A 19,626-nucleotide genomic window follows, 5' to 3' on the forward strand; every position below is an offset into this window, starting at 1 on the left:
AAACCCCGAAGCAGCAGGACCTGTCATCCAGTCTGGGCATGACAACCTGCGCACCGGCCGGCTGGATCGCGTGATTGATGGCCCGCAGAAGATGCAATATCTGAACCGGATCAGAGCCCGATTGAGACCAGTTCGGGATTCCGACATAAAACGTCCCTGGCCTTCATCGCTGTTGATATGGCGGGAACGCAGCGCTCATCCTATTACTCGGCCGCGCTGGCACGAAGGGCGCTTGGTAGCTGCAAGAGAACTCGCTGGGCCGGAGAATTCACCATGAACGCTTTCGTCACCCGCGACGGTTCCGGATGGATGCCGCAATATCTGACCGCTATCGACGGCACGACCTGCATCGGGTGCGGCCGCTGTTTCAAAGTCTGCTCGCGCGAGGTCATGCACCTTTACGGCGTCGATGACGCCGGTGAAATCCTCGGTGCCTGCGACGGCGAGGACGATGACTTCGATGGCGAGCTCAATAGCATGATCATGGTGGTCGACCATGCCGGCCGCTGCATCGGATGCGGCGCCTGCGCCCGCGTCTGCCCGAAGAACTGCCAGACGCATGTCGCGGCCGACCAGGTCGCCCCATAATTTGACGCAACAGACTGGGAGAACGGCACCATGTTTGCCCATCACCACGGTTGCCTCGGCACTGGCCAATGGCCGTGGGCTGAGATAGGCACGGGGTTCGACCAGCATGTGCTTGCCTGCGTCTTCGCGCGTGCGCTCAAGGAGGTTGAGGCCGGCGGCACGACGGCGACCGAGGCAACCGGCCTTTCGCGCGCCGAGTTGCAGGATGTCCTGGCCAGCGATTTCCCCGCAATTGCTATCAACGCTTTCGCCTTGGAAGAGGCGAGCGACCCCGAGCCGAGCCTGGAGGAAGAACTTCTGCGCGATCTCTTGCTCGCGCATGCCCGGCCAGGAGACCCGGCGGGCGCCCGTTTCGCCAAGATCATCGCACGGCGTGCCATGCGCAACGACCATCTCTGGCAAGACCTTGGCCTTTTCAATCGTGCCGAGCTCAGCCGCTTGCTTGCCACGCATTTTCCGCGGCTGGCGGCCGGAAACACCCAAAACATGAAATGGAAAAAGTACTTTTACCGCAAGCTCTGCGAGGCCGAAGGCTTTTCGCTGTGCACCGCGCCCAGTTGCGGACAATGCAATGATTTCGAAGATTGTTTCGGCGCTGAGGAAGGCGAAAGCCGCGGATAAGGCCCGGGATCGATTTCCGTTTAGGGAGCGCTCCCGTCATGGGTACGAGGCGGCAAGGCTTATCGCCCGTTAAGCGATAAGCGCTTTTCCCGCCGCCGCTGCACGGAGGAGGGGATGTTCATCGCTTCGCGATATTTTGTGACGGTGCGTCGCGCGACGTCGACACCGGTTTCCTTGAGCCGGAGAACGATGTCCTCGTCAGAAAGCACGTCTTTGGGCGATTCCAGCGCGATGATCGCCTTGATCCGGTGACGAACCGCCTCGGCGGAGTGCGCGTCGCCGCCTTGCGAGGAGGCGATCGGGACAGTAAAAAAATACTTCAGTTCGAACACGCCGCGCGGCGTAAGCATGTATTTGTTCGACGTCACTCGGCTTACCGTCGACTCATGCAGTTTGATCGCGTCAGCGACAGTCTTCAGAGTGAGAGGCCGCAGGTGATCGACGCCATGTTCCAAGAAGCCATCCTGCTGGCGGACGATTTCAGCCGCAACCTTCAGGATCGTCTTGGCGCGCTGATCGAGGCTTCTGATTAGCCAGTTCGCGCTTTCGAGGCACTCGTTGAGAAATGCTTGATCTTTCGAACCTTTGGCGGTCAGGCGGGAGACTTCGGCGAAATAGGTCTGATTAATCAACACTTTGGGCAGCGTATCTGGATCAAGTTCTATATGCCATCCACCTCCGGGCGAGGGCATGACCCAGACGTCGGGTATGATGGATTGGGGCTCTCCGGATTGGAATCGGTTTCCAGGCTTGGGGTCGAGCGCACGGATTTCATGCAACATCTCGAGCAGGTCGTCCTCATCGACGCCGCAACGCTGCTTCAAGGTCTGAAAATCACGTCGCGCAAGCTTGTCAAGATTGGCAACCAAAGCTGCCATCGCGGGGTCGAACCGATCTCGCTGGCGCAGCTGTATTTCCAGGCATTCGCTGAGAGTTCTCGCAAAAATCCCGGGTGGATCAAACTGTTGCAAGGTTCCGAGAACCCGTTCCACATCAGCCTCCCGGATGTTTAGGCTGCCGGCCAGATCCGAGAGGTCTACCCGGAGGTAGCCAGTGTCTTCCAGATCAGCTGCAAGCAGGCCAGCAATCAGCCGCTCCTGCGGTGTAAACGCGGTGAGGGCGATCTGACGAGCGACATGGTCATGCAATGTTTCGGTGAGGGCGACAAATTCCTCGGGGGCAGGGCGACTACCCGCCGCATCGTTCGTCGTGTTGCGCTGTGATTTCCGTTGCCCGACCCGATCCGGGGAACCGGCCCTGGTCGGACCGTCGACGTTGTTGCCGCCTGCGCCGACCTGCGGATCCGTCTCCGAATTCGAGGAAGCGTCGCCGACAGGCCCCTCGTCGTCCGCCGCTGTTTCCAACAGCGGGTTCTTCTCGAGTTCCCGCTCCACGTACTGATGCAGTTCGGCATGCGCCAGTTGCAGCAAGCGTATCGACTCAATGAGTTGAGGCGATGCCACCATGGATTGCTGCTGGCGCTGAAGCAGGCTTGCTGTGGGTTGCATGGTTAGCTCGAATCCTCTCGAGGGAACCCTTGGGGCATTGAAACGTCGACCCCTCTAAAGCGCATCGCGGCTGGAGGGCCTCAGGCGAGGCGCTTTAGAGTCTTGTGTCTTTGCATGTCCCCGCTGCGCACTTTGGGCGACATGCACAAGGTTCATGCGGCGGCCTTCAGCGTTTCAAGAACGTTCTGCGGGGACGAGACGCCATAGGGGTCGGTCTCGCAGTTGTCCGAGAAGCCTTCCTCCTCGAACCACTTCTCCACCACGCCATTCTCGATCAGGGCCGCGTAGCGCCAGGAGCGCATGCCGAAGCCCAGATTGTCCTTGGCGACCAGCATACCCATCTTGCGCGTGAACTCGCCTTTGCCGTCCGGGATAAGCTCGACCTTCTCCAGTCCCAAGGACTTCGCCCACGCATTCATGACGAAGGCGTCGTTGACGGAGACGCAGTAGACGGCGTTAATCCCCTCCTTCTGAAACTCGTCATAGAGGTCTTCGAAATTGGGCAGTTGGTAGGTCGAGCAGGTCGGGGTGAAGGCGCCAGGAAGCGAGAACAGGATGACGCGCTTGCCGCTGAAATAGTCGTCGGATGTCTTGTCTTCCCAGCGGTATGGATTTGGCCCCTCGATCGACTCGTCGCGAACCCGCGTGCGAAAGGTGACGAAGGGAACCTGCTTTTTAACGGTCATCCATGTTTCTCCTCTAAATGAAGGGTGGGGCATTGTTTCTCGGTTGGTTGACGCGACACCGGGCTGGGGCTGGCTCGCCGACCATTCGGTCTATCGGCTACGTGTTGGCTATTCGTCTCGCCGGCGCTCACACGCCGAGCAGGGCCGGCAAACCGGAATTGGGCGAGCGCCATGCCTTGGCCTCTCGGCCTCGAAGCACTCATGTGCAAAGCAGCCACCGACCATCGATGTCTGGAGGGGACGGCGTCCCGATGTGGGCCGGGAATCGGTACTATCTCCTTGGGCGCTTGTATGGAGCTTCGCGTCTCAGCCATGGTTCGTTGTTGCCTTCTTGGTGCCTTGATGGGCTCTAACGACGAAGAGCAAGCGCCATGCCAACCCCTCGAAGGCAGTGAATCTGACGAGTTTTGCAAAGACCTTTTTGGGCTTGCGCAGGAGCGCCGTGCGTAGCCGAGATCGAAGGCGCGGACGATCGACTGGTCACCCGGATCGGGCAAGACTGCAGTATCGTTGGATAATCAGCACTTCTGCGCAGGTTCGGGAAAGACCAACCGTTTCCGGACAGCCGGACCGATGCCTTACCGTACACCGGCGGGGACTGCAGCGACCGCGCGAGTCTATTTCTCTATTGTGTTCCTGCATGCGCGGCGTCTGCAAAGACACCGGCCAGCATCTAAGATCGCGCGCTGTTGCTATTCCCTACCCGCATCGAAGTGGTCTTTGCCGCCCTCCAGCTCTTCAGCGAGTGCCCAAGGGCCGGGACGCGGGGGCTCGCGTCGCGGTGATCGAGATATCTTCATTTGCACTGCCGTGCGTGTCTGACCGCACATGTTCTTGTGTCTGAAGTCGGACAAGAATGTAGCAAGGCGACCAAGGGTCGCCAAGCCCTCGCGCGGTGCAAGCGGTGCAACGCAAACGGTACGCTAATCGGCACGCAACTTGCTCCGATGATCTTGTCAGAGTGGACATCAGCAGGGCTTCGCAGCTCAGCGGGGTTTGACCAGTCTGTCAGCTAAACGCGAGTAGGCGGCTGAGGTGCTTTATGGACCAAGGACGACGTGGACACCCTTCCAGCATGAATTCGCGACCAATCTCATCCGCGCTCGCGCGCAGGCGCTGCATCGCGAAACGGAAATCTCGAGGCACTGAGCCGGGACGTGCAACATGCTGCTAATCGACCTTATGACCAGCCGTGCGATCCCGACCGAGCGGATGAACGGCTGACGTTTCAGGAGAAGTCAAAATGGCCCCCAACCCAGTTCCAGATCATGTCCCGCCCGAAATGGTGAGGGACTTCAGTCTGTTCACGTCGCCTGGCATGCTGCCGACGCCCAATGGGGATCCGCACGCAGCGGTCGCTTGCGTTCATGAAGGCCCGCCGATCTTTTATTCTCCCTACAATACGCGCGATGGCCAGGGCACCTGGGTCATCACTCGCGCCAAAGATCAGCGCCGCGTGCTGCAGGATGCCGAAACCTTTTCCAGCCATCGCAGCATCTTCGCCTCCGCGCTGGGCGAAAACTGGCCGATGATCCCACTTGAACTCGATCCGCCGGCCCATGGCGTGTTCCGCTCACTACTTAGTCCGCTGCTTTCGCCCAAGCGGGTGCTGGTGCTGGAACCGGCTGTTCGCGAACGAGCGATCGCGCTGATCAAGAGGATCGTCGCATCCGGCAGAAGCTGCGACGTCATGAAGGATTTTGCCGTTCCTTTCACGGTCAGCATCTTTCTTAGCTTTCTTGGGCTACCCGATCACCGACTCGATACATTCGTGGCCTGGGGCAAAGATCTGCTGCACGGCGACGATGAGAAAAGACAGGTGGCAGCCCGCACAATTGTGGCGTTCATCGACGAACTTGCAGCCGTTCGCCGTAAGGAACCGGCCGACGATTTCATGACCTTTGTCGTTCAGGCCAAGGTCGAGGGCCGACCGCTGACCCATGAGCAAGTCCGTGGCGTGGGCGTGCTTCTGTTCGTCGCGGGGGCTGACACAGTTGCAGCAGCCTTAGGCTTTGACCTCGCCTATCTGGCGCGCAACCTCAAAGAGCAGGAATGGCTGCGCAGCGAACCGGACCGGATCGCGCCCGCGGCCGAAGAATTGCTGCGCGCCTATCCAACGGTGCAGATCATCCGCGTGGCGAAGAAAGATATCGACTTCGAGGGCGCGCCCATCCGCAAGGGGGATTATGTTTCCTGTGCCACGATGATCGCCAATCGTGACCCGACGGAATTCGAACGCCCCAACACGATCGATCTGGCGAGACAGGAAAATCGTCACGCCGCGTTCGGCTACGGTCCCCACCGCTGCCTCGGCTCACACCTTGCCCGGCGGGAGATTGTCATTGGTCTGGAGGAGTGGCTGTCGCGCATCCCGGCCTTTCGGATCAAGGAAAGTACGGCGCCCATCGCCCATGGCGGCCATTTGTTCGGAATCGAAAATCTGATCCTGGACTGGTCCTGAGCAAAGCCGCCCCGAGACGCGGCGCAGACAATGGAGACAGCACCATGCGCATCATCGTCCATACTGCCAAATGCCAGGGTCACGCGCGCTGCTGGGCGCAAGCGCCCGGCATCTTTAAGCTTGACGATGAAGGCTCCATCCTGCCCGGTGACATCGAGGTTGCGGAGGCGGAGCAACTGCTTGCGTCACGAGCCGCGAGGTCCTGCCCAGAACGTGCGCTGGAAGTCGACCACGCTCCGGCTGCGCAGGTCGAACTGGACGCCGTCCAACCGACAGCCCGGCAAGTTTAGATGCGTGGAGCGATGGGACCGCACACTGGAAAAGGCTGGCGCGGCCTGTCCCACCGCTGTCCGCGTGCAACCGCGCAAGGGGCATATCTGCGACATCGAGGTGCTCCACTGCCCAAACGCCAGCAGGGTGGCGAAACGCCTCTTCCAATCTCAGGATTTGCGACAGAGCCGATGGACCAGGAAAAAATAATCGAACTCACCGACCGTGAGGCAATCCGCGACTGCCTCTACCGGTACTGCCGCGGGATAGACCGCGCCGATGAGGCGGCGCTGCGCAGTTCGTACTGGCCCGATGCGCAAGACAATCACGGGGCCTATTGCGGCTCGGCCGACGGCTTCATTCGGTTTGCGCTCGCGGTGTTCGAGACCGGACCGCGCAACATCCATCAGATCACGAACATCCTGATCAAATTCATCAGTCGGGCAGAGGCCACGGTCGAGAGCTATTTCACTGCCCTGCAACGGGGACCGGACAACGACGGAGAAATACGCCAGACGCTGCTGTGCGGCCGTTACTGCGATCTGTTTCAGAAGAGGGAAGGTCAGTGGCGGATTGCCGAACGGACGGTCGTCTACGATTGGTGCGAGGAGCAGACCCCACCAGCGGTTGCCGAGGCAGAACGGTTCGGCCCGCGGCGGCCGATTGGAGCACCGTATCCGCACGATCCGGTCTATGCGCTCGGAAAGCGTGGCGTCCATGTTGCCGTCTGAGATTTCGAACCGGAGATCCGCATCGGCAGTGGGGACAACCTTGCAATGCCATAGCCATCCCGGCGAAAGCCCGCCCCGTGAAAATACCGCTGCCGGAAAGCACGACGTCTATCTGGGCCGCAACTGGCCGTCATCGGGACGTGACCCGGCCGGTTGTACCACCTACGTTGATGGGCTGAGATCACTGAGGGCTGTCGCGGAGAAGTTCGCATGAAGCAGGCAGGACGCATCGTCATCATTACAGGCGCCGCCGGCGGCATCGGCCGTGCCTTGGTCGATCTTCTTGCGCGCGAGGGAGACACTGTTGTTGCGGTGGACCTTCCGGGCAGCGGCGTGGTTGAACTTGCCCGTAGCCTCGGCTGCCCGCATCTCGGCCTCGAATGCGATGTCTCGCGAGAGGGGGATGTCCTCGCCCTTTACGGCCGGATCGAAGCACAGTTCGGGCAGATCGGCGTTCTCATCAACAACGCCGCGGTTGGACCCGCCATGGCTGCGACTGTCGACACCGGTGTCGATGCCTTCCGGCGCGACCTGGCAGTAAACTTGATAGGGCCGTTCGTCATGGCTCGCGAAGCGGCAAGGCGCATGAGGCCGGGCGGTGTCATCGTCAACTTTGCTTCCATGGCGGGCGTGGTCGGCAACCCCAAGCGCAACGCCTACGCAGCCTCGAAAGCGGGCCTGATCTCGTTGACGAAGTCGCTTGCATGCGAATGGGCTTCTCGCGGCATCCGCGTGACGGCTGTCGCGCCGGGCTACGTGCGCACGCCGATGGTCGCGGAACTGGAACGCGCGGGCAAGATCGACCTCGCGGCGGTGCGTCGCCGCGTGCCGATGGGACGCTTGGCGCGCCCGGTCGAGATCGCCCTCGCCGTGCGTTTTCTGATCAGCAGTGAGGCGCGCTACATCACGGGATCGGTGCTGCCGGTCGACGGCGGTTGGATGTCATTCAACCAGCCAGGGGATGCGCATGCACCGGTGGATGGGACGCCTCCAGCCGAACTCTCCTGTCCGGCCGAACGCACCGACGCGCGAATCGTGCTCGTCACCGGGGGCGCCAACGGCATAGGCGCGGCCGTCGTTCGCCGCTTTGCCTCGAACGGTGACACCGTCGTGATTGCCGATAGAGATCGCGATGCGGCGACGGTGCTCGCTGCATCGCTCGACAGCAAGAACCTGGCGAAATCCGTGGATGTGGCCGTCGAAAGCGAAGTGGTGGCGCTGTTCGAGGAGCTGCGGGCACGCTTCGGGCGCGTCGATGTCCTTGTAAACGGTGCTGCCGTCGCCGACACTTTTGCGGCGGGTATCGAACAAATCCCGGCAGATATTGAACACGTCCTTGGTGTAAACCTTACCGGCGCCTTCACCTGCGCGCGCGAGGCGATCAAGGCGATGGGCCCTGGCGGCGTGATCCTCAACCTCGGATCGATCAACAGCTTTCTCCCTGTCGCGCCGCGCCATGCTTACGGCGCCTCGAAGGCCGGGATGGACATGCTGACCCGATGCATGGCGGCCGAACTCGGGCCGGTCGGCATTCGGACAGTAACCGTCGCTCCTGGCTACATCCGCACGCCTGGCGTTGCCCAGTTGGCCAAGGCTGGCCGCATCGACTCCAAAGCGATCGGACGACGCATACCGATGGGCAGGATGGGGCGGCCGGAAGACATCGCACACGCGGCGTTTTTCCTTGCTTCGTCCGACGCCTCATACATCAACGGCTCGGTCCTCTATGTGGACGGCGGCTGGACCTCGTTCGGTGATGCGGGAAACGCCAGCGAACTCTATGACGAATGTTTTGCGGAGGTCGCGCATTGATTGTCGACCATTCGCCAGGCAACGCGCTGCGGCTCATCGAAGCCCGAGGGCGTCCAAGCCTTCAGGCCCATTCAGCGCGTCGCGCCCGCGACGCTGTCTGCGATCGAAGATGTCATCGCCGCCGAACCGGTCGATGCAGTCCCAAACCGCTCCAGGCGCGCCTGCCGCCGCCCACTGGCAAGCGGGTTGCCGCAAGACTACGCCGCCGACAAGGGCTTGGATCAACCGCGGCCAACGCCTTGTGTGCACATTTCGAGCGACCGTTATCGGCCAAACCGCCCCTCTGCAGACAAAGGAAACACCTTGGAATTCGCGACCTTCATCCTGGCCGCCCAGCGCGGCTATCATCAATCATCCGACAGCGTCATCCGCAACTCAATCGAACAGGTCGTCCTTTCGGAACAGGCTGGCTTCGACACCACCTGGTTCGCCGAACACCACTTCAACAATTACAGCCTGATCCCCTCGCCCTTGATGATGGTGGCGCACTGCGCCGGCTTGACGGACACCATTCGCCTCGGCACCGCCGTCTGCGTGCTGCCCCTCTATCAACCCCAGCGCCTGCTTTCCGAGATCGGCTTCGCCGATATCGTTGCGAGCGGTCGTCTCGAACTCGGGTTCGGCCTGGGATACCAGCAGTTCGAGTTCGAGCGTTTCGGCGTGAATATCGATGAGGCGCCGGCGGTCTTTTCGGAATATCTGGACATCCTTCTGAAGGGCCTCAACCAAAAAATCTTCGAGCACGACGGCCGGTATGAGAAGATACCGCCGACGGCGATTTCGGTGCGCACCGTCCAGAAGCCGACTCCGCCGATCTGGATCGCTGGCGGGTCCGAGAGGATGGCCCGGGCCTATCGTGGGGGACACAATTTTTTTGTCACAGCATTCCACGACGGCATGGAGACTTTGAGCACTCTGCGCGATTCGATCGAGAAGGTGGCGGCTTCCGAGGGCAAGAATGTCACGGACGCCAAGATATCGTTGCTGCGGTGCTGCTACGCCAGCGACGACGAGGCGGAGATCGACAGTTACCTCGACAATGCCCGCTTCCAGCGCCGGTTGTCTGAAGCACTGCATCAGCGCCGCCAGCAGAGCCAGGACGGCTATCTGCTGGAGGAAACGCCGACGCAGCAGGATCTGTCGTTCAAGACCATGCGCGAGAACCTGCCGATCGGCAGCGTCAATCGCGTGATTGATCGGCTGTTGGAGGAGATGGAGGTCTTGAAACCGGACCAGATCGCAATTCAGACCCAGTTGGGGGATTTCGATCAAAAGACGATGCTACGCCAGATCGAGCTCTGGGGAGACAAGATCATCCCGGCGGTCAACAAGTCGCTCGGCCCCTCGCAGGCTGGCAGCTTGCAAGTTCGCAACGACTTGAATTGAATTGCTGCCATTGGCTTGCCCTGGCCGGCATCGGGCAGCACTGCCCAACGACGGACACCGCTGGCCGCATGCATTTGCACATTACGAGCATCTTCAGCACCGTCGAAGGTCCATCGCAACGCCTCACAGCCATCATGCACGGCAACCCAAATTGGCGGACACCCATCCGCCTGTGCGATTCAGCAGCGAGAGCGTGCTGCAAGGCTCCAAAACCAATTAGAAGACAACCACGATCGAGCGGTCACCGCTGTCCCGTCAGCTTACTGAAAATTCAAACCCTACTCTCCACAGGAGGCCCGTATGACGATCAACATCAAGATCAACGGTACTGTTCACACGGTCGATGCCGATGGTGATACCCCATTGCTGTGGGTCTTGCGTGATGTCCTCGGCATGACCGGTACCAAGTTCGGATGCGGTGCCGGTTTATGCGGTGCTTGCACGGTGCATCTCGACGGACAGGCTGTGCGCGCCTGTCAGACCCCGATCGACAGCGTCGGGGAGAGTTCCATCACAACAATCGAGGCCATAGGCGAGACGCCGCAGGGTAAAGCGCTCCAGCAGTCCTGGATCGATCTCGACGTGCCGCAATGCGGCTATTGCCAGTCCGGCCAGATCATGTCGGCTGCCGCTCTCCTTGCAGCCACACCGAAGCCCACCGACGCAGATATCGACGCTGCGATGTCCGGCAATGTCTGCCGCTGCGGCACCTATCAGCGCATTCGTGCTGCCATCCATCGTGCGACCGCTTGAGGATAGAGGCTAATGTTCGACAGTTCGCTCCGTCTAAACCGCCGCAACTTTCTCGCTGCCGGGGGAGGTCTCGTAGTCGCGCTTTCTCTTCCGTCGTCGCCTCGAAGGGCTGCGGCTCAAGCCTCACCAGGCTTCGCGCCCAATGCCTTCATTCGTATCGATCGCCAGGGCATCGTCACGATGGTGATGCCCATGGCCGAGATGGGGCAGGGGATCCACACCGCGCACGCCATGCTGCTCGCAGAGGAGCTTGACGTCGGCCTTGATCAGGTTCGCCTCGAACTGTCGCCCGCGAGCGACGCGCTATACGGCAATCCTCTGTTTGGGCCTCAGAGCACCGGCGGGTCGACTTCGATCCGCGCTTTCTGGATGCCGCTGCGCCAGGCAGGCGCGGTTGCCCGCACTCTCTTGCTAGAAGCCGCGGCCCAAAAATGGGGCGTCGATCCCAAGACCTGTCGCGCCGAGAGCGGCTCGGTTTTCGAAACATCTGGATCCCGCCATCTCGCCTATGGCCAGCTTGTCGATGCCGCAGGCACCCTGCCGGCACCCGCACCCGAAAGCGTAGCCCTCAAGGATCGGAAGGACTTCAAGATAATCGGCAAGCCTCACAGGCGGCTCGACACACCCGGGAAGGTCAATGGAACAACTGTCTTCGGGATCGACACTAAAATTCCCGGGATGAAGATCGCCGCAATCGCCATCTCGCCGGTATTTGGCGGCAAACCGAAATCGGTCGACGAAAAAGCGGCTCTGGCTGTCAGAGGTGTCCATCAGGTCGTCCTGACCGATCAGGCTGTGGCGGTTGTCGCCGACCATATGGGCGCTGCCAAGAAAGGCCTCGATGCGGCTGCGATCCAGTGGGACGAGGGGCCGAACGCCACCGTCAACAGTGCCGACATCATCCGCCAGCTCAAGGAGGCTTCGAATACACCCGGTGCTGTAGCGCGCAGTGAAGGTGACGTCGAGAAAGCGCTGGCTGGTGCGACCCGGCGCTTGGAAGCAGTCTATCAGTTGCCGTTCCTCGCGCACGCGACCATGGAGCCGATGAATTGCACCGTGCATGTGAAGAAGGATGCTTGCGACGTCTGGGTCGGTACGCAAGTGCCCACCATGGCGCAGACGACCGCAGCGCAGCTCACCGGCTTGCCTGTCGAAGCCGTCACCATCCACAATCATCTGATCGGCGGCGGCTTCGGCCGTCGGTTGGAGGTGGACGGCATTGAGCATGCCGTTAAGGTGGCGCAGCAGGTGGACGGGCCAGTCAAAGTTATCTGGAGCCGCGAGGAAGACATCCAGCACGACATGTATCGGCCTTACTATTATGACCGGCTGTCGGCCGGGCTTGACGCATCTGGCAAGCCGGTTGCCTGGACTCACCGCGTTTCCGGATCGTCGGTGACGGCGCGTTATTTTCCTGCTGGCATGCAGAATGGTGTCGATCCGGACGGCGTCGAGGGAGCGGATCAACCGCCTTATGCATTTCCTGCCATTCATGTTGAATTCAAGAGGGTCGAGCCGCCGGCCGTTCCCACCGCCTGGTGGCGTGGCGTTGGTGCGACCCATAATATCTTCGTGGTCGAAAGCTTCATCGACGAGCTGGCAGCGGCGGCGAAGGCTGATCCTGTCGAGTTTCGCAAGGCCTTGCTCAGCCACAATCCGCGTGCGCTTGGCGTGCTGACGCTGGCCACGCAGAAGGCGGGTTGGGGAGCACCAATGCCCCAGAGGCAGGGTCGGGGCGTTTCGGTGCAATTCGCCTTCGGCACATACATGGCGACCGTGGCGGAGGTCGAGGTGGGCACCGACGGCACGGTCAAGGTTCATCGGCTCGTCTGTGCGGTCGATTGCGGGCTGCAGGTCAATCCCGACACGATTGCGGCTCAAATGGAAGGCGGTTCCATCTTCGGCCTGACGGCTGCCTTGCACGGCGCCATCACGCTGAAGGACGGGCGGGTGGAGCAGGGCAACTTCGACACCTATCTTCCGATGCGAATGGATGAAGTGCCCGTAGTGGAGACACACTTCGTCAACAGTGCCGAAGCCCCTGGGGGGATGGGCGAGGCCGGAACCGCGGCGGTATTTCCAGCCCTAACGAATGCGATCTTCGCGGCGACGGGCAAGCGCATCCGCACGCTGCCCGTAGACACCAAACTCCTGAAATCTATCTGACCGCTGTCAGGGTATAGGGTTAATTGGAGAAGCTCTGCGGGTCGAGATTTCAGGCAACCTTGGCCTCCCCAGCGCCTTCTGCCGCTTCTTCATCGTCTCGAGATTGTGCTGCTGCCGCACCCCGGAGGCGAGACCGAGTGGCCGCGTTTCCTCGCCTGCCTTATGGCATGCGGATCTGACCTAAGGCCAGCAGCTCCAGCGACAATTCGAGAATGATCGTCTCCACCTCCGGAGCGTCGATTGGCAGCAGCAGCTTTCTTGCGCGTCATCTCCTGCAGAGTCAGCTCCCGCCCGTCTCCTACAGTTCCTTGAACCGGTAGAAGCTGTCGTGCGAATAACCCATCATCTTGCAGGTTTGGCTGACATTGCCGGGCTGTTTGGCGAGCTCCAACAGCCCCACCTTGGCGCGGATGATCTTTTGGTCCTTGGTCATGTCGGAATCTTTCACGCCGAGGCCGGGCGCTGCGAACCCTGACCACTCCGCGCCCGGCCTCGGCTCTCGGTTCAGCTTTATGACACCGTCTGTCAGATTAAGTCTAAACTTTTGCCCTTTGCGATGGGCTATGAGGCTATAGAAGGCAGGTTTATCGATCATCAAGATCCTGCAATAACGAGGCAGCCAGGGCCTCCTCGGCGATGGCCACGCGATGCTGAAGCATGGCCAGCGTCAGCGCTCCGTCCCATGCTGCTTCGACCGCCTTTCCTCCAAGCGGGTGGGCCAGGCTCGGCGCTGTTCGCACGGCGGCTATATAGTCGACGGCGCCAAAGCGCCATGGCTCGGCACCATGTTCGCGCATGATGTGGTTGCCGATGCGCAATCCGGGCCAGTCAAAATCGCCGTGATAGTAGAGGCGCGCGCCCGCCTGCGCGAGTTGGGCCAGAAGGCATCGTTGGGCAGCCGCTGGCATACCATCGGTGCAGACCAGCGGGGCGCAGTCAGCTCCCCATCGGTCAGCGGCGATGGCGAGCAGGTTGGGATTTTCGCACACGTAGACGTTACGGCCCGTTGCATCCCATCGGGGCGGCGAGCGCAGCAGCGATCGCAGCGATGCATAGGCTGGCTCTCCCAAGCGCCAACGATCGCTTTCTGTCCCGCTTGTCGGCAGGTTCAGGGACAGGGCAGGGCGCGCCAGCTCATTGACCAGAACCCCTGCTCTGGCCCACGTCTCGCGGACTCGCTCCGCACCGCCGGCCGGGATCAGATCGATGTCCTCGCTCGATTTCCGTATCGTCTTGCCATCTTCGTCGGCAACGGGTGCGGCCGAGTCATGAGCGGGCGTGGCGGTCTGGCGCCAGACTGCCAGCACGAGTGTCGCGACCCCGCGGCCGTTGTCCAGCGCATGGGCATCGCCCAGAACGTCCGCGGCCAATTGCGAACGCGTGATGCCTTTCGCCGGCAGATACCGCAGCACCTCTTCGGCGCGCAGGCAAAGCTCCGCTGCAGAGATCGCATCCCGCCGAGCGAGCCGCTTGAGCAGGCCGATGCCCTCCGGTGTCAGCAGCAAGCTGGCCAAGCCGGAATGCCTGCAACCCTCGATTACACCGGACCACACTGTTTGCAGATGGAGGCGCATCCCGGCGAGATGAACGATGGGGCCGTCGAGCTTTTCCAACGCATCGCGCAGGGACGTGGCGATGCCGGAGTGCAGCAGGTCGGCATCGACCTGGCGGACGTTGATTTGTAGGGACTTGGAGCGGCGCTGCGGGCGACCGAGCAGCGAGGCCAGTGTTGCGTGTTCTTCCGCGCTAAGCCCAGCGACGCGAATATGATCGACAGTGCCGCCGAGCGGAGCGCGCTCGAAGCGTTGGCGCAGGCGCTTGCGCAGCAAGGCAAGGTGCTCGCCGCCGAGCAGGCGTTGAAGTCGCGGGTCGGCCTGGTCGTTCATGCTGGCGCAAATCGGCGATCGGGATCGGCCTCGGACGTCTTTTCCCGGCCGTCCCAGCTCCATCGCGACACGAACACGGCGTCGATACCTTCGCGCCGCTGCAACTGGCAGATGGCGACGCCCGGCAGTTCAGCATAACACGCCCACTCGCGCTCGCTGGTGATGACGAAGTCCAGATCGAACTCGCGGATCAGACCCATGCAATGCGCGCGTGCTGTGTCATCGATGCCGGCGAAGGCTTCGTCGAGCAGCATCAACCGCGGGGCTAGGACGTGGCTGCCCTGGCTGTAGAAGCTGGCAACCGCAGCAAACAGCGGCACCGTCAGACCGAGCGCCCGCTCGCCGCTCGAGGCGGGTCCGGAAAGCTTGCGCCAATGTCCCTCCTGCCAGCGTTCGACGCGGAAGCGGTGCCAGTGGCGATAATCCAGGGCGCGGGCCAGCTGGTCGAGCAAGGTCCCGCCGCTGTCTTTTCCACCGCTGGAATCAGCGCGCTCCCGCTCGGCGGAGATGCGCTGTTGCAGCATCGCACCGACGACGCTCCGGTCGTCTGACGACCAAAGGTCCGCGCTGGTGTTGAGCAGGCGCTTTCGCGCCACGTCGAGGCCCACCGGCGTTCCTTCCTCTTCCAACAGTGGCTGCCACAACAGGCGATAGCGTACGCCGGTGGAGGTAGGGCGTTTGTGCAACTCGCCGTTGATGGCGTCGACTTGACGTTCGGCGCCCTGCAATAGGCGCTGGATTTCTGCGGCGATTTCGGCCTGCAGATGGTTCTCCAGAACAGCCCGTTCGTTGGCGGTGAGCAGTTCGCTGCGCTGGGCGATCTCTTCGGCGAGGCGCATGGCAAGGCGGTCGGGCCGTTCGCGCCGGTTCTGATAGACGATATCCACCCTGAAACCCCAATCGCTGGGGTCGGCCTGGGCCTGGTGGCCGAGCGCGCCGAGCGCGCGCTGCAGCTCGGTCAGTTCTTCAGCTGTCTGCCGCTGGACGCGCGCCCACGCCTCCTCGTCGTCCTTGAGGTTCGACAGCTCCTGTTCGGCGCGGCGGGCCAGCGTCAACGCCGGGTCGATCGTCCACTGAACGCTCATGTCCGGCAGTTCAAGATGCGGCAGGGCGGCCGACAGCAGGCCCGTGCCCGAGAATTGCTGCAATGTGGAGATCGCCTTGGCGCGGGCCTCGCCGCGCTGCTGAAGAACGAGGTTCGCCGTCTCAGCCTGCTGGCCGGCAACCGCACGCGCCTCACTTGCCTTGCGCCAGGCTTCGCCGGCGAGCTTCAGGGCGGCTTCACCGGCTTCGACCACACGGCGCGCATCGGTCAGTTGCCGCTGCAATTCCTCGACCTTGGCGCCGACCGTTTCGCGCAGCACGTCGAGCCGAGCAGACGCGTCTTCCGCTTCAACGCGGGCTGTCGCGAGTTCCTCTTCGCGCTGCCGCACATCGTTGCGTGCCTCACTCTCGCGGGCACGCTGACGTTGCCGCTCCGGCAGTGCCAGACGGACCTCATGGGCCACTTGTTCGAGCCGGACGTGCGCATCGCGATAATGATCGAGCGCTGCTTGGATGGCAGGCAGCGCTTCGGGTATTTCGGGCAGGCGCTGGTCAACGGCATCCGCGGCAAGCTGTTCGCGCACTGCCTTGAGCGCCTGTTCGGCCTCGCGACACCGTGTGTCTGCTTCGGCCAGCTTTTCGCTGGCGAGACGCGCGGCTTGGGCGCTAGCGGTGGCGGTCAAATGAGCGACTCGCAACGCCTCGTCGGCGGGCGCAAGCCGCCACTCTTCGTCGGCCTGTTCCCGATACAGCGCGAGCTGCTCCATCTTGGCTCGCACACCCGTCAACTCAACGGAGAGTTGGGCGAGGCGGCCAGCAATCTCGGCCAACCGCCGCACGCGGGCTGCGGCGCGGGCCGCGTGGCCGATGTAGACTGCTTCTGGCTTGCCCCACGCACCGGACAATGCGCCGAGGCGGAAGCGGCCGTCGGGGGCGATCCAGGCCTCGCTGTCGATCGGATCGTCGTCCGCGCAGGCGATGCCCGACAGCACGCGCTCGATGATGTCGGCTGGCACGACGCAGCCGGCCGGGACGGTTGCTTCCAGCCAGTCAACGAGCGATGGAGAGTGCTGTTGTCGTTCCACAGCCTGCGTATCGTAAGGTAGGGTGCCGCCATCGCCGGCTTGGAGGCGTCCGTCAGGCGCCATCCAGGCGTCCAGCAACCCGGCGGCCTCGAGCGCGGCTTCAAGGCCGCCGCGTTGCGGGGCAGCCACCGTGTCGCGAAAATCGACCACTTGCCAGAGCGGCGCGCCCTGACGTGCATCGCGGACAGAGGCATCGCGCGTATAGGGCAGGGGCGGCGCCATTTCGTCGCCGGATTCCAGGCGTCCACGTTCGTCTTTCAGGGTGTCGTATTCCATCTCCAGCGCCTGCCGTTGGCCGTCGAGCGCTACGCGACGCTGAGTCAGCGAAAGGCTGGCCCCTTGATATGCCGCTTGCAGAAGCCGGAGGGTGGGGTTGTCGCCTTGGAGCGTCATTGTCCATTCCGCCAGGGCCGTCAATGCCGCGGATCTGCCGTCGGGATCGACCAGCAATTGCTTTAGGCCGATAAAATAGCGGTCCCAGCTCTCCACCAGAGCCCGGCCTTGCTGTTCGAACTTAGTATCGGCTTGGGTCCGACTTTCGGCAGCCTCTTCAGCTGCGATGCGCCTTTCATCTTGGACTTCGCGGCGCCGCGCATAGGCGGCCTCGGCCCGCGCGACTTCGTCGTGGCGGCGACGCAACTGGGCAATCTGCTCACGCCGGCCGACAACGAGGTTGCGGAGCTCGCCGCAGGCCCCGTCGAAAGCATGCTGCGTCAGCTCGATCAGCGCGGAAGCCTGCGATGTGGCGAGGGGATTTCCAGCATGCTGGCCAGCGATGCCCGCCGCATCGGCGTGCGTCGTACTTTCCAGACGCAGATGGGCCAATGCGCGTTCGGCCTGGTCCGCGCGCTGGATTGCGCGTCCGGCTTCTTGCGTGCTGAGTCCCAGCCGTCGGCCCGCCTCTTCGACGGCCGCCGTGGCCTTCTGCATCGCCTGCAGTCGTGCCGCCCTGTCTCTTTCGGCGGTTTCGAGGCGGTTGGCGTCCTGCATCGTCGGGTCGGAACGCAAAGTGTCGAGACGCGCGCGCCCTCGCGTCAGCACGATCTCCGCATCATCGTGGGTCGTTCGTGCCAGCGCTTCTTGCGCTTGGGCTTCGTCAAACCAGACCTGGGCTTCGCCTCGTGTCCGGCTGGCGTTGTCAAACTCGGTCTGGGCCTGGCGCAACAAGCGTGCCTGCCGGCGGGTCTGTGTGCCGGCGTAGATGCGATAACGCTCTTCGAAACGGCCGACGGCCTTGACCAGGGCCTGATACTCGTCGAGCTGACGACGGTCTTCCTCCAACTGTCCGAGCGCTTCGGCAACGTCGCCGAGCAATTCGGGCGCCAGCGGCGGCAGGGCCTCGGTCAGGGCATTCGAAAGCGCGGTCTCGTCCGGCTTTCTGGAAAGCTGCGGCTGGCGAAGCTGGATCAGCGTGTCCATCAACGCGTCGTAGCGCTTGGCGCCCAAATGGAACAGGCGCTCGTCGACGGCGCGGCGGTAGCCGGCCGCAGTGTCGAACACCTGGCCACGACCATCGAGCGCGTCGCGCAGGCGCTCCTTGGTCAGTACTACACGCTGCGCGCTCGTCAACCACAGATCCTGGTTGATGCGCGGCGCGCCGTCGGTGTCTTCCAACAGGAAGAACCAGCTATCGACCTGCGGACGGGCCGCCGTCGCCGAAAGGCCGGCGCCGAGCGAGAGAAAACGTGGCGTGCCGTCTTCCGCGACGCGGCCAAACTCGATCCACGTATAGCCGATGCGCCGGTCATAGCTGTTCATCAGCAGGTTCCAGGCCATCTTCTTGCTGCCGTCCCCGTCGGGCTCGATGCGCGAAGACTTGAGCTGCGCGTCGAGCAGCAGTGGCAGCGTCAGCGACAGCACCTTGGACTTGCCGGTGCCGTTGTTGCCACGCAGCAGCAGGTGGCCGTCGCGGAACCAGAATTCCTCGCTGTCGTAGTGGAAGAGCTCCACCAGACCCAGGCGCAGAGGCTGCCAGCGCTGCCGCGTCGGCATCGGCAAGGCGGGTTTTTCCGGAGGCAAGGCGAACAGGTTCATGTCGATTCCAATCGAAGGCCGGCTGCCCTGGTCGAGGCGCCGCGGCTTTCGCGGATCTCAGCCTCGCCCAGCGCGAAGCGCGCGAGCGCCGGCAGCGGCTGTATGAAGCCCGCCATCCGCACGGCAAGTCGCAGCTTTTCCAATCGATCGATCGCAATGGTGGCGAGCTCGCGCTCGGCGCCGGGCTCGCGCGCCGATTTGCGCCAGTAGCGGCCATACCGGCCCTTGGCCTCATGCAGGAAGTCGGCAATGTCGTGCTCCCGCATGCCGGTGGCCGGTGCCGTGCCGACCCCATCCGTCCGCCGCTGCCTTTGGCCGGTGGCTAGGTGTTCGGCAACCAGCAGCGTTACATGGGCGTCGGTGCCCTCGGCCGGCATGGCGACGTCGGTCAGCACACCGGCTTCATCTACCAGCGCCAGCCCTTCAGCGCGCTGCTCGGCCACCAGGCCGGCGGCCTCGCACAGGCGGCAGGGCGCCGAAGTCAGGTTAACGGCACTTTACGTTTGAAGGGATTGCTGAATCTGTGAGGGCCTTACGAATCGGAGGCTCCGGATGGCTTTGTTGGCGGGTTTTGGCGAGAAGTCGCGGCTTGGGG

General features: G+C 62.6%; 14 protein-coding genes and 2 pseudogenes. 10 read left to right on the top strand and 6 right to left on the bottom strand.

Annotated elements, in window-relative coordinates; all coding sequences use genetic code 11:
* Positions 1-273: 273 nt before the first annotated feature.
* Together fdxB and D3227_RS32905 are read left to right on the top strand one after the other, a co-directional pair.
* Complete coding sequence (gene fdxB / locus D3227_RS32900; protein ID WP_120018340.1) at positions 274-588, top strand: ferredoxin III, nif-specific; 315 nt, start codon at positions 274-276, stop codon at positions 586-588.
* 30 nt (positions 589-618) lie between these two features.
* Entirely contained in the window at positions 619-1,209 is a 591-nt protein-coding gene (locus tag D3227_RS32905; protein ID WP_120018341.1) for a nitrogen fixation protein NifQ, read from the top strand.
* A gap of 59 nt (positions 1,210-1,268) precedes the next feature.
* Here the strand turns inward: D3227_RS32905 and rpoN are convergent, their stop codons facing one another.
* The gene (gene rpoN, locus D3227_RS32910; RefSeq protein ID WP_120018342.1) at positions 1,269-2,717 is read right to left on the bottom strand and encodes an RNA polymerase factor sigma-54; all 1,449 of its coding nucleotides are present in this window, start codon (positions 2,715-2,717) and stop codon (positions 1,269-1,271) included.
* A gap of 152 nt (positions 2,718-2,869) precedes the next feature.
* A complete protein-coding gene (locus tag D3227_RS32915) occupies positions 2,870-3,403 on the bottom strand; it encodes a peroxiredoxin (protein ID WP_120018343.1) in 534 nt (177 codons plus the stop codon).
* Positions 3,404-4,646: 1,243 nt separating this feature from the next.
* Here D3227_RS32915 and D3227_RS32920 point away from each other — a divergent pair.
* From D3227_RS32920 to D3227_RS44145, 8 genes and pseudogenes are all read left to right on the top strand, one after another.
* A complete protein-coding gene (locus tag D3227_RS32920; protein WP_120018344.1) occupies positions 4,647-5,864 on the top strand; it encodes a cytochrome P450 in 1,218 nt (405 codons plus the stop codon).
* Positions 5,865-5,908: 44 nt separating this feature from the next.
* Positions 5,909-6,154 (top strand): ferredoxin, encoded by a 246-nt coding sequence (locus tag D3227_RS32925; RefSeq protein WP_120018345.1) that lies wholly within the window; start codon positions 5,909-5,911, stop codon positions 6,152-6,154.
* A gap of 171 nt (positions 6,155-6,325) precedes the next feature.
* On the top strand, positions 6,326-6,865 hold the full coding sequence (locus D3227_RS32930) for a nuclear transport factor 2 family protein (RefSeq protein WP_120018346.1): 540 nt from the start codon (positions 6,326-6,328) through the stop codon (positions 6,863-6,865).
* Positions 6,866-7,075: 210 nt separating this feature from the next.
* Entirely contained in the window at positions 7,076-8,677 is a 1,602-nt protein-coding gene (locus tag D3227_RS32935; protein WP_120018347.1) for an SDR family oxidoreductase, read from the top strand.
* A 303-nt stretch (positions 8,678-8,980) separates the two neighbouring features.
* Complete coding sequence (locus tag D3227_RS32940; protein WP_120018356.1) at positions 8,981-10,063, top strand: LLM class flavin-dependent oxidoreductase; 1,083 nt, start codon at positions 8,981-8,983, stop codon at positions 10,061-10,063.
* A gap of 300 nt (positions 10,064-10,363) precedes the next feature.
* On the top strand, positions 10,364-10,816 hold the full coding sequence (locus tag D3227_RS32945; protein WP_120018348.1) for a (2Fe-2S)-binding protein: 453 nt from the start codon (positions 10,364-10,366) through the stop codon (positions 10,814-10,816).
* A gap of 192 nt (positions 10,817-11,008) precedes the next feature.
* A pseudogene (locus D3227_RS44140) lies at positions 11,009-11,362 on the top strand (molybdopterin cofactor-binding domain-containing protein); the annotation flags it as partial.
* A gap of 249 nt (positions 11,363-11,611) precedes the next feature.
* Complete coding sequence (locus D3227_RS44145) at positions 11,612-12,982, top strand: xanthine dehydrogenase family protein molybdopterin-binding subunit (RefSeq protein ID WP_342634031.1); 1,371 nt, start codon at positions 11,612-11,614, stop codon at positions 12,980-12,982.
* 69 nt (positions 12,983-13,051) lie between these two features.
* On the opposite strand, the pseudogene D3227_RS44500 reads toward D3227_RS44145, so the two are convergent.
* The 4 genes and pseudogenes from D3227_RS44500 to D3227_RS32970 all read right to left on the bottom strand — a co-directional run.
* Positions 13,052-13,415 (bottom strand): annotated as a pseudogene (locus tag D3227_RS44500) (helix-turn-helix domain-containing protein); the annotation flags it as partial.
* A gap of 151 nt (positions 13,416-13,566) precedes the next feature.
* Positions 13,567-14,868, bottom strand: a complete 1,302-nt coding sequence (locus D3227_RS32960; protein WP_120018351.1) for a TIGR02679 family protein — start codon at positions 14,866-14,868, stop codon at positions 13,567-13,569.
* Positions 14,865-19,031, bottom strand: a complete 4,167-nt coding sequence (locus tag D3227_RS32965) for a TIGR02680 family protein (RefSeq protein ID WP_167480957.1) — start codon at positions 19,029-19,031, stop codon at positions 14,865-14,867. Before D3227_RS32965 ends, D3227_RS32960 begins: the two co-directional genes overlap by 4 nt.
* Positions 19,028-19,516 carry a DUF2398 family protein gene (locus tag D3227_RS32970; RefSeq protein WP_342634032.1) on the bottom strand — a complete coding sequence of 163 codons (489 nt, stop codon included), beginning with the start codon at positions 19,514-19,516 and terminating at the stop codon, positions 19,028-19,030. The genes D3227_RS32965 and D3227_RS32970 overlap by 4 nt, the downstream gene beginning before the upstream one ends.
* Between the last annotated feature and the right edge of the window lie 110 nt (positions 19,517-19,626).

The organism is Mesorhizobium waimense (assembly GCF_003601975.1).
Taxonomy (GTDB): Bacteria; Pseudomonadota; Alphaproteobacteria; order Rhizobiales; family Rhizobiaceae; genus Mesorhizobium; species Mesorhizobium waimense.

What these genes read in the sequence shown, in the direction of transcription:
- D3227_RS32905 (WP_120018341.1), top strand. Translation starts at nt 619, where the DNA reads ATGTTTGCCCATCACCACGGTTGCCTCGGCACTGGCCAATGGCCGTGG.
- D3227_RS32930 (WP_120018346.1), top strand. Translation starts at nt 6,326, where the DNA reads ATGGACCAGGAAAAAATAATCGAACTCACCGACCGTGAGGCAATCCGC.
- D3227_RS32935 (WP_120018347.1), top strand. Translation starts at nt 7,076, where the DNA reads ATGAAGCAGGCAGGACGCATCGTCATCATTACAGGCGCCGCCGGCGGC.
- D3227_RS32960 (WP_120018351.1), bottom strand. Translation starts at nt 14,868, where the DNA reads ATGAACGACCAGGCCGACCCGCGACTTCAACGCCTGCTCGGCGGCGAG.
- D3227_RS32920 (WP_120018344.1), top strand. Translation starts at nt 4,647, where the DNA reads ATGGCCCCCAACCCAGTTCCAGATCATGTCCCGCCCGAAATGGTGAGG.
- rpoN (WP_120018342.1), bottom strand. Translation starts at nt 2,717, where the DNA reads ATGCAACCCACAGCAAGCCTGCTTCAGCGCCAGCAGCAATCCATGGTG.
- D3227_RS32925 (WP_120018345.1), top strand. Translation starts at nt 5,909, where the DNA reads ATGCGCATCATCGTCCATACTGCCAAATGCCAGGGTCACGCGCGCTGC.
- D3227_RS32945 (WP_120018348.1), top strand. Translation starts at nt 10,364, where the DNA reads ATGACGATCAACATCAAGATCAACGGTACTGTTCACACGGTCGATGCC.
- D3227_RS32915 (WP_120018343.1), bottom strand. Translation starts at nt 3,403, where the DNA reads ATGACCGTTAAAAAGCAGGTTCCCTTCGTCACCTTTCGCACGCGGGTT.
- fdxB (WP_120018340.1), top strand. Translation starts at nt 274, where the DNA reads ATGAACGCTTTCGTCACCCGCGACGGTTCCGGATGGATGCCGCAATAT.
- D3227_RS32965 (WP_167480957.1), bottom strand. Translation starts at nt 19,031, where the DNA reads ATGAACCTGTTCGCCTTGCCTCCGGAAAAACCCGCCTTGCCGATGCCG.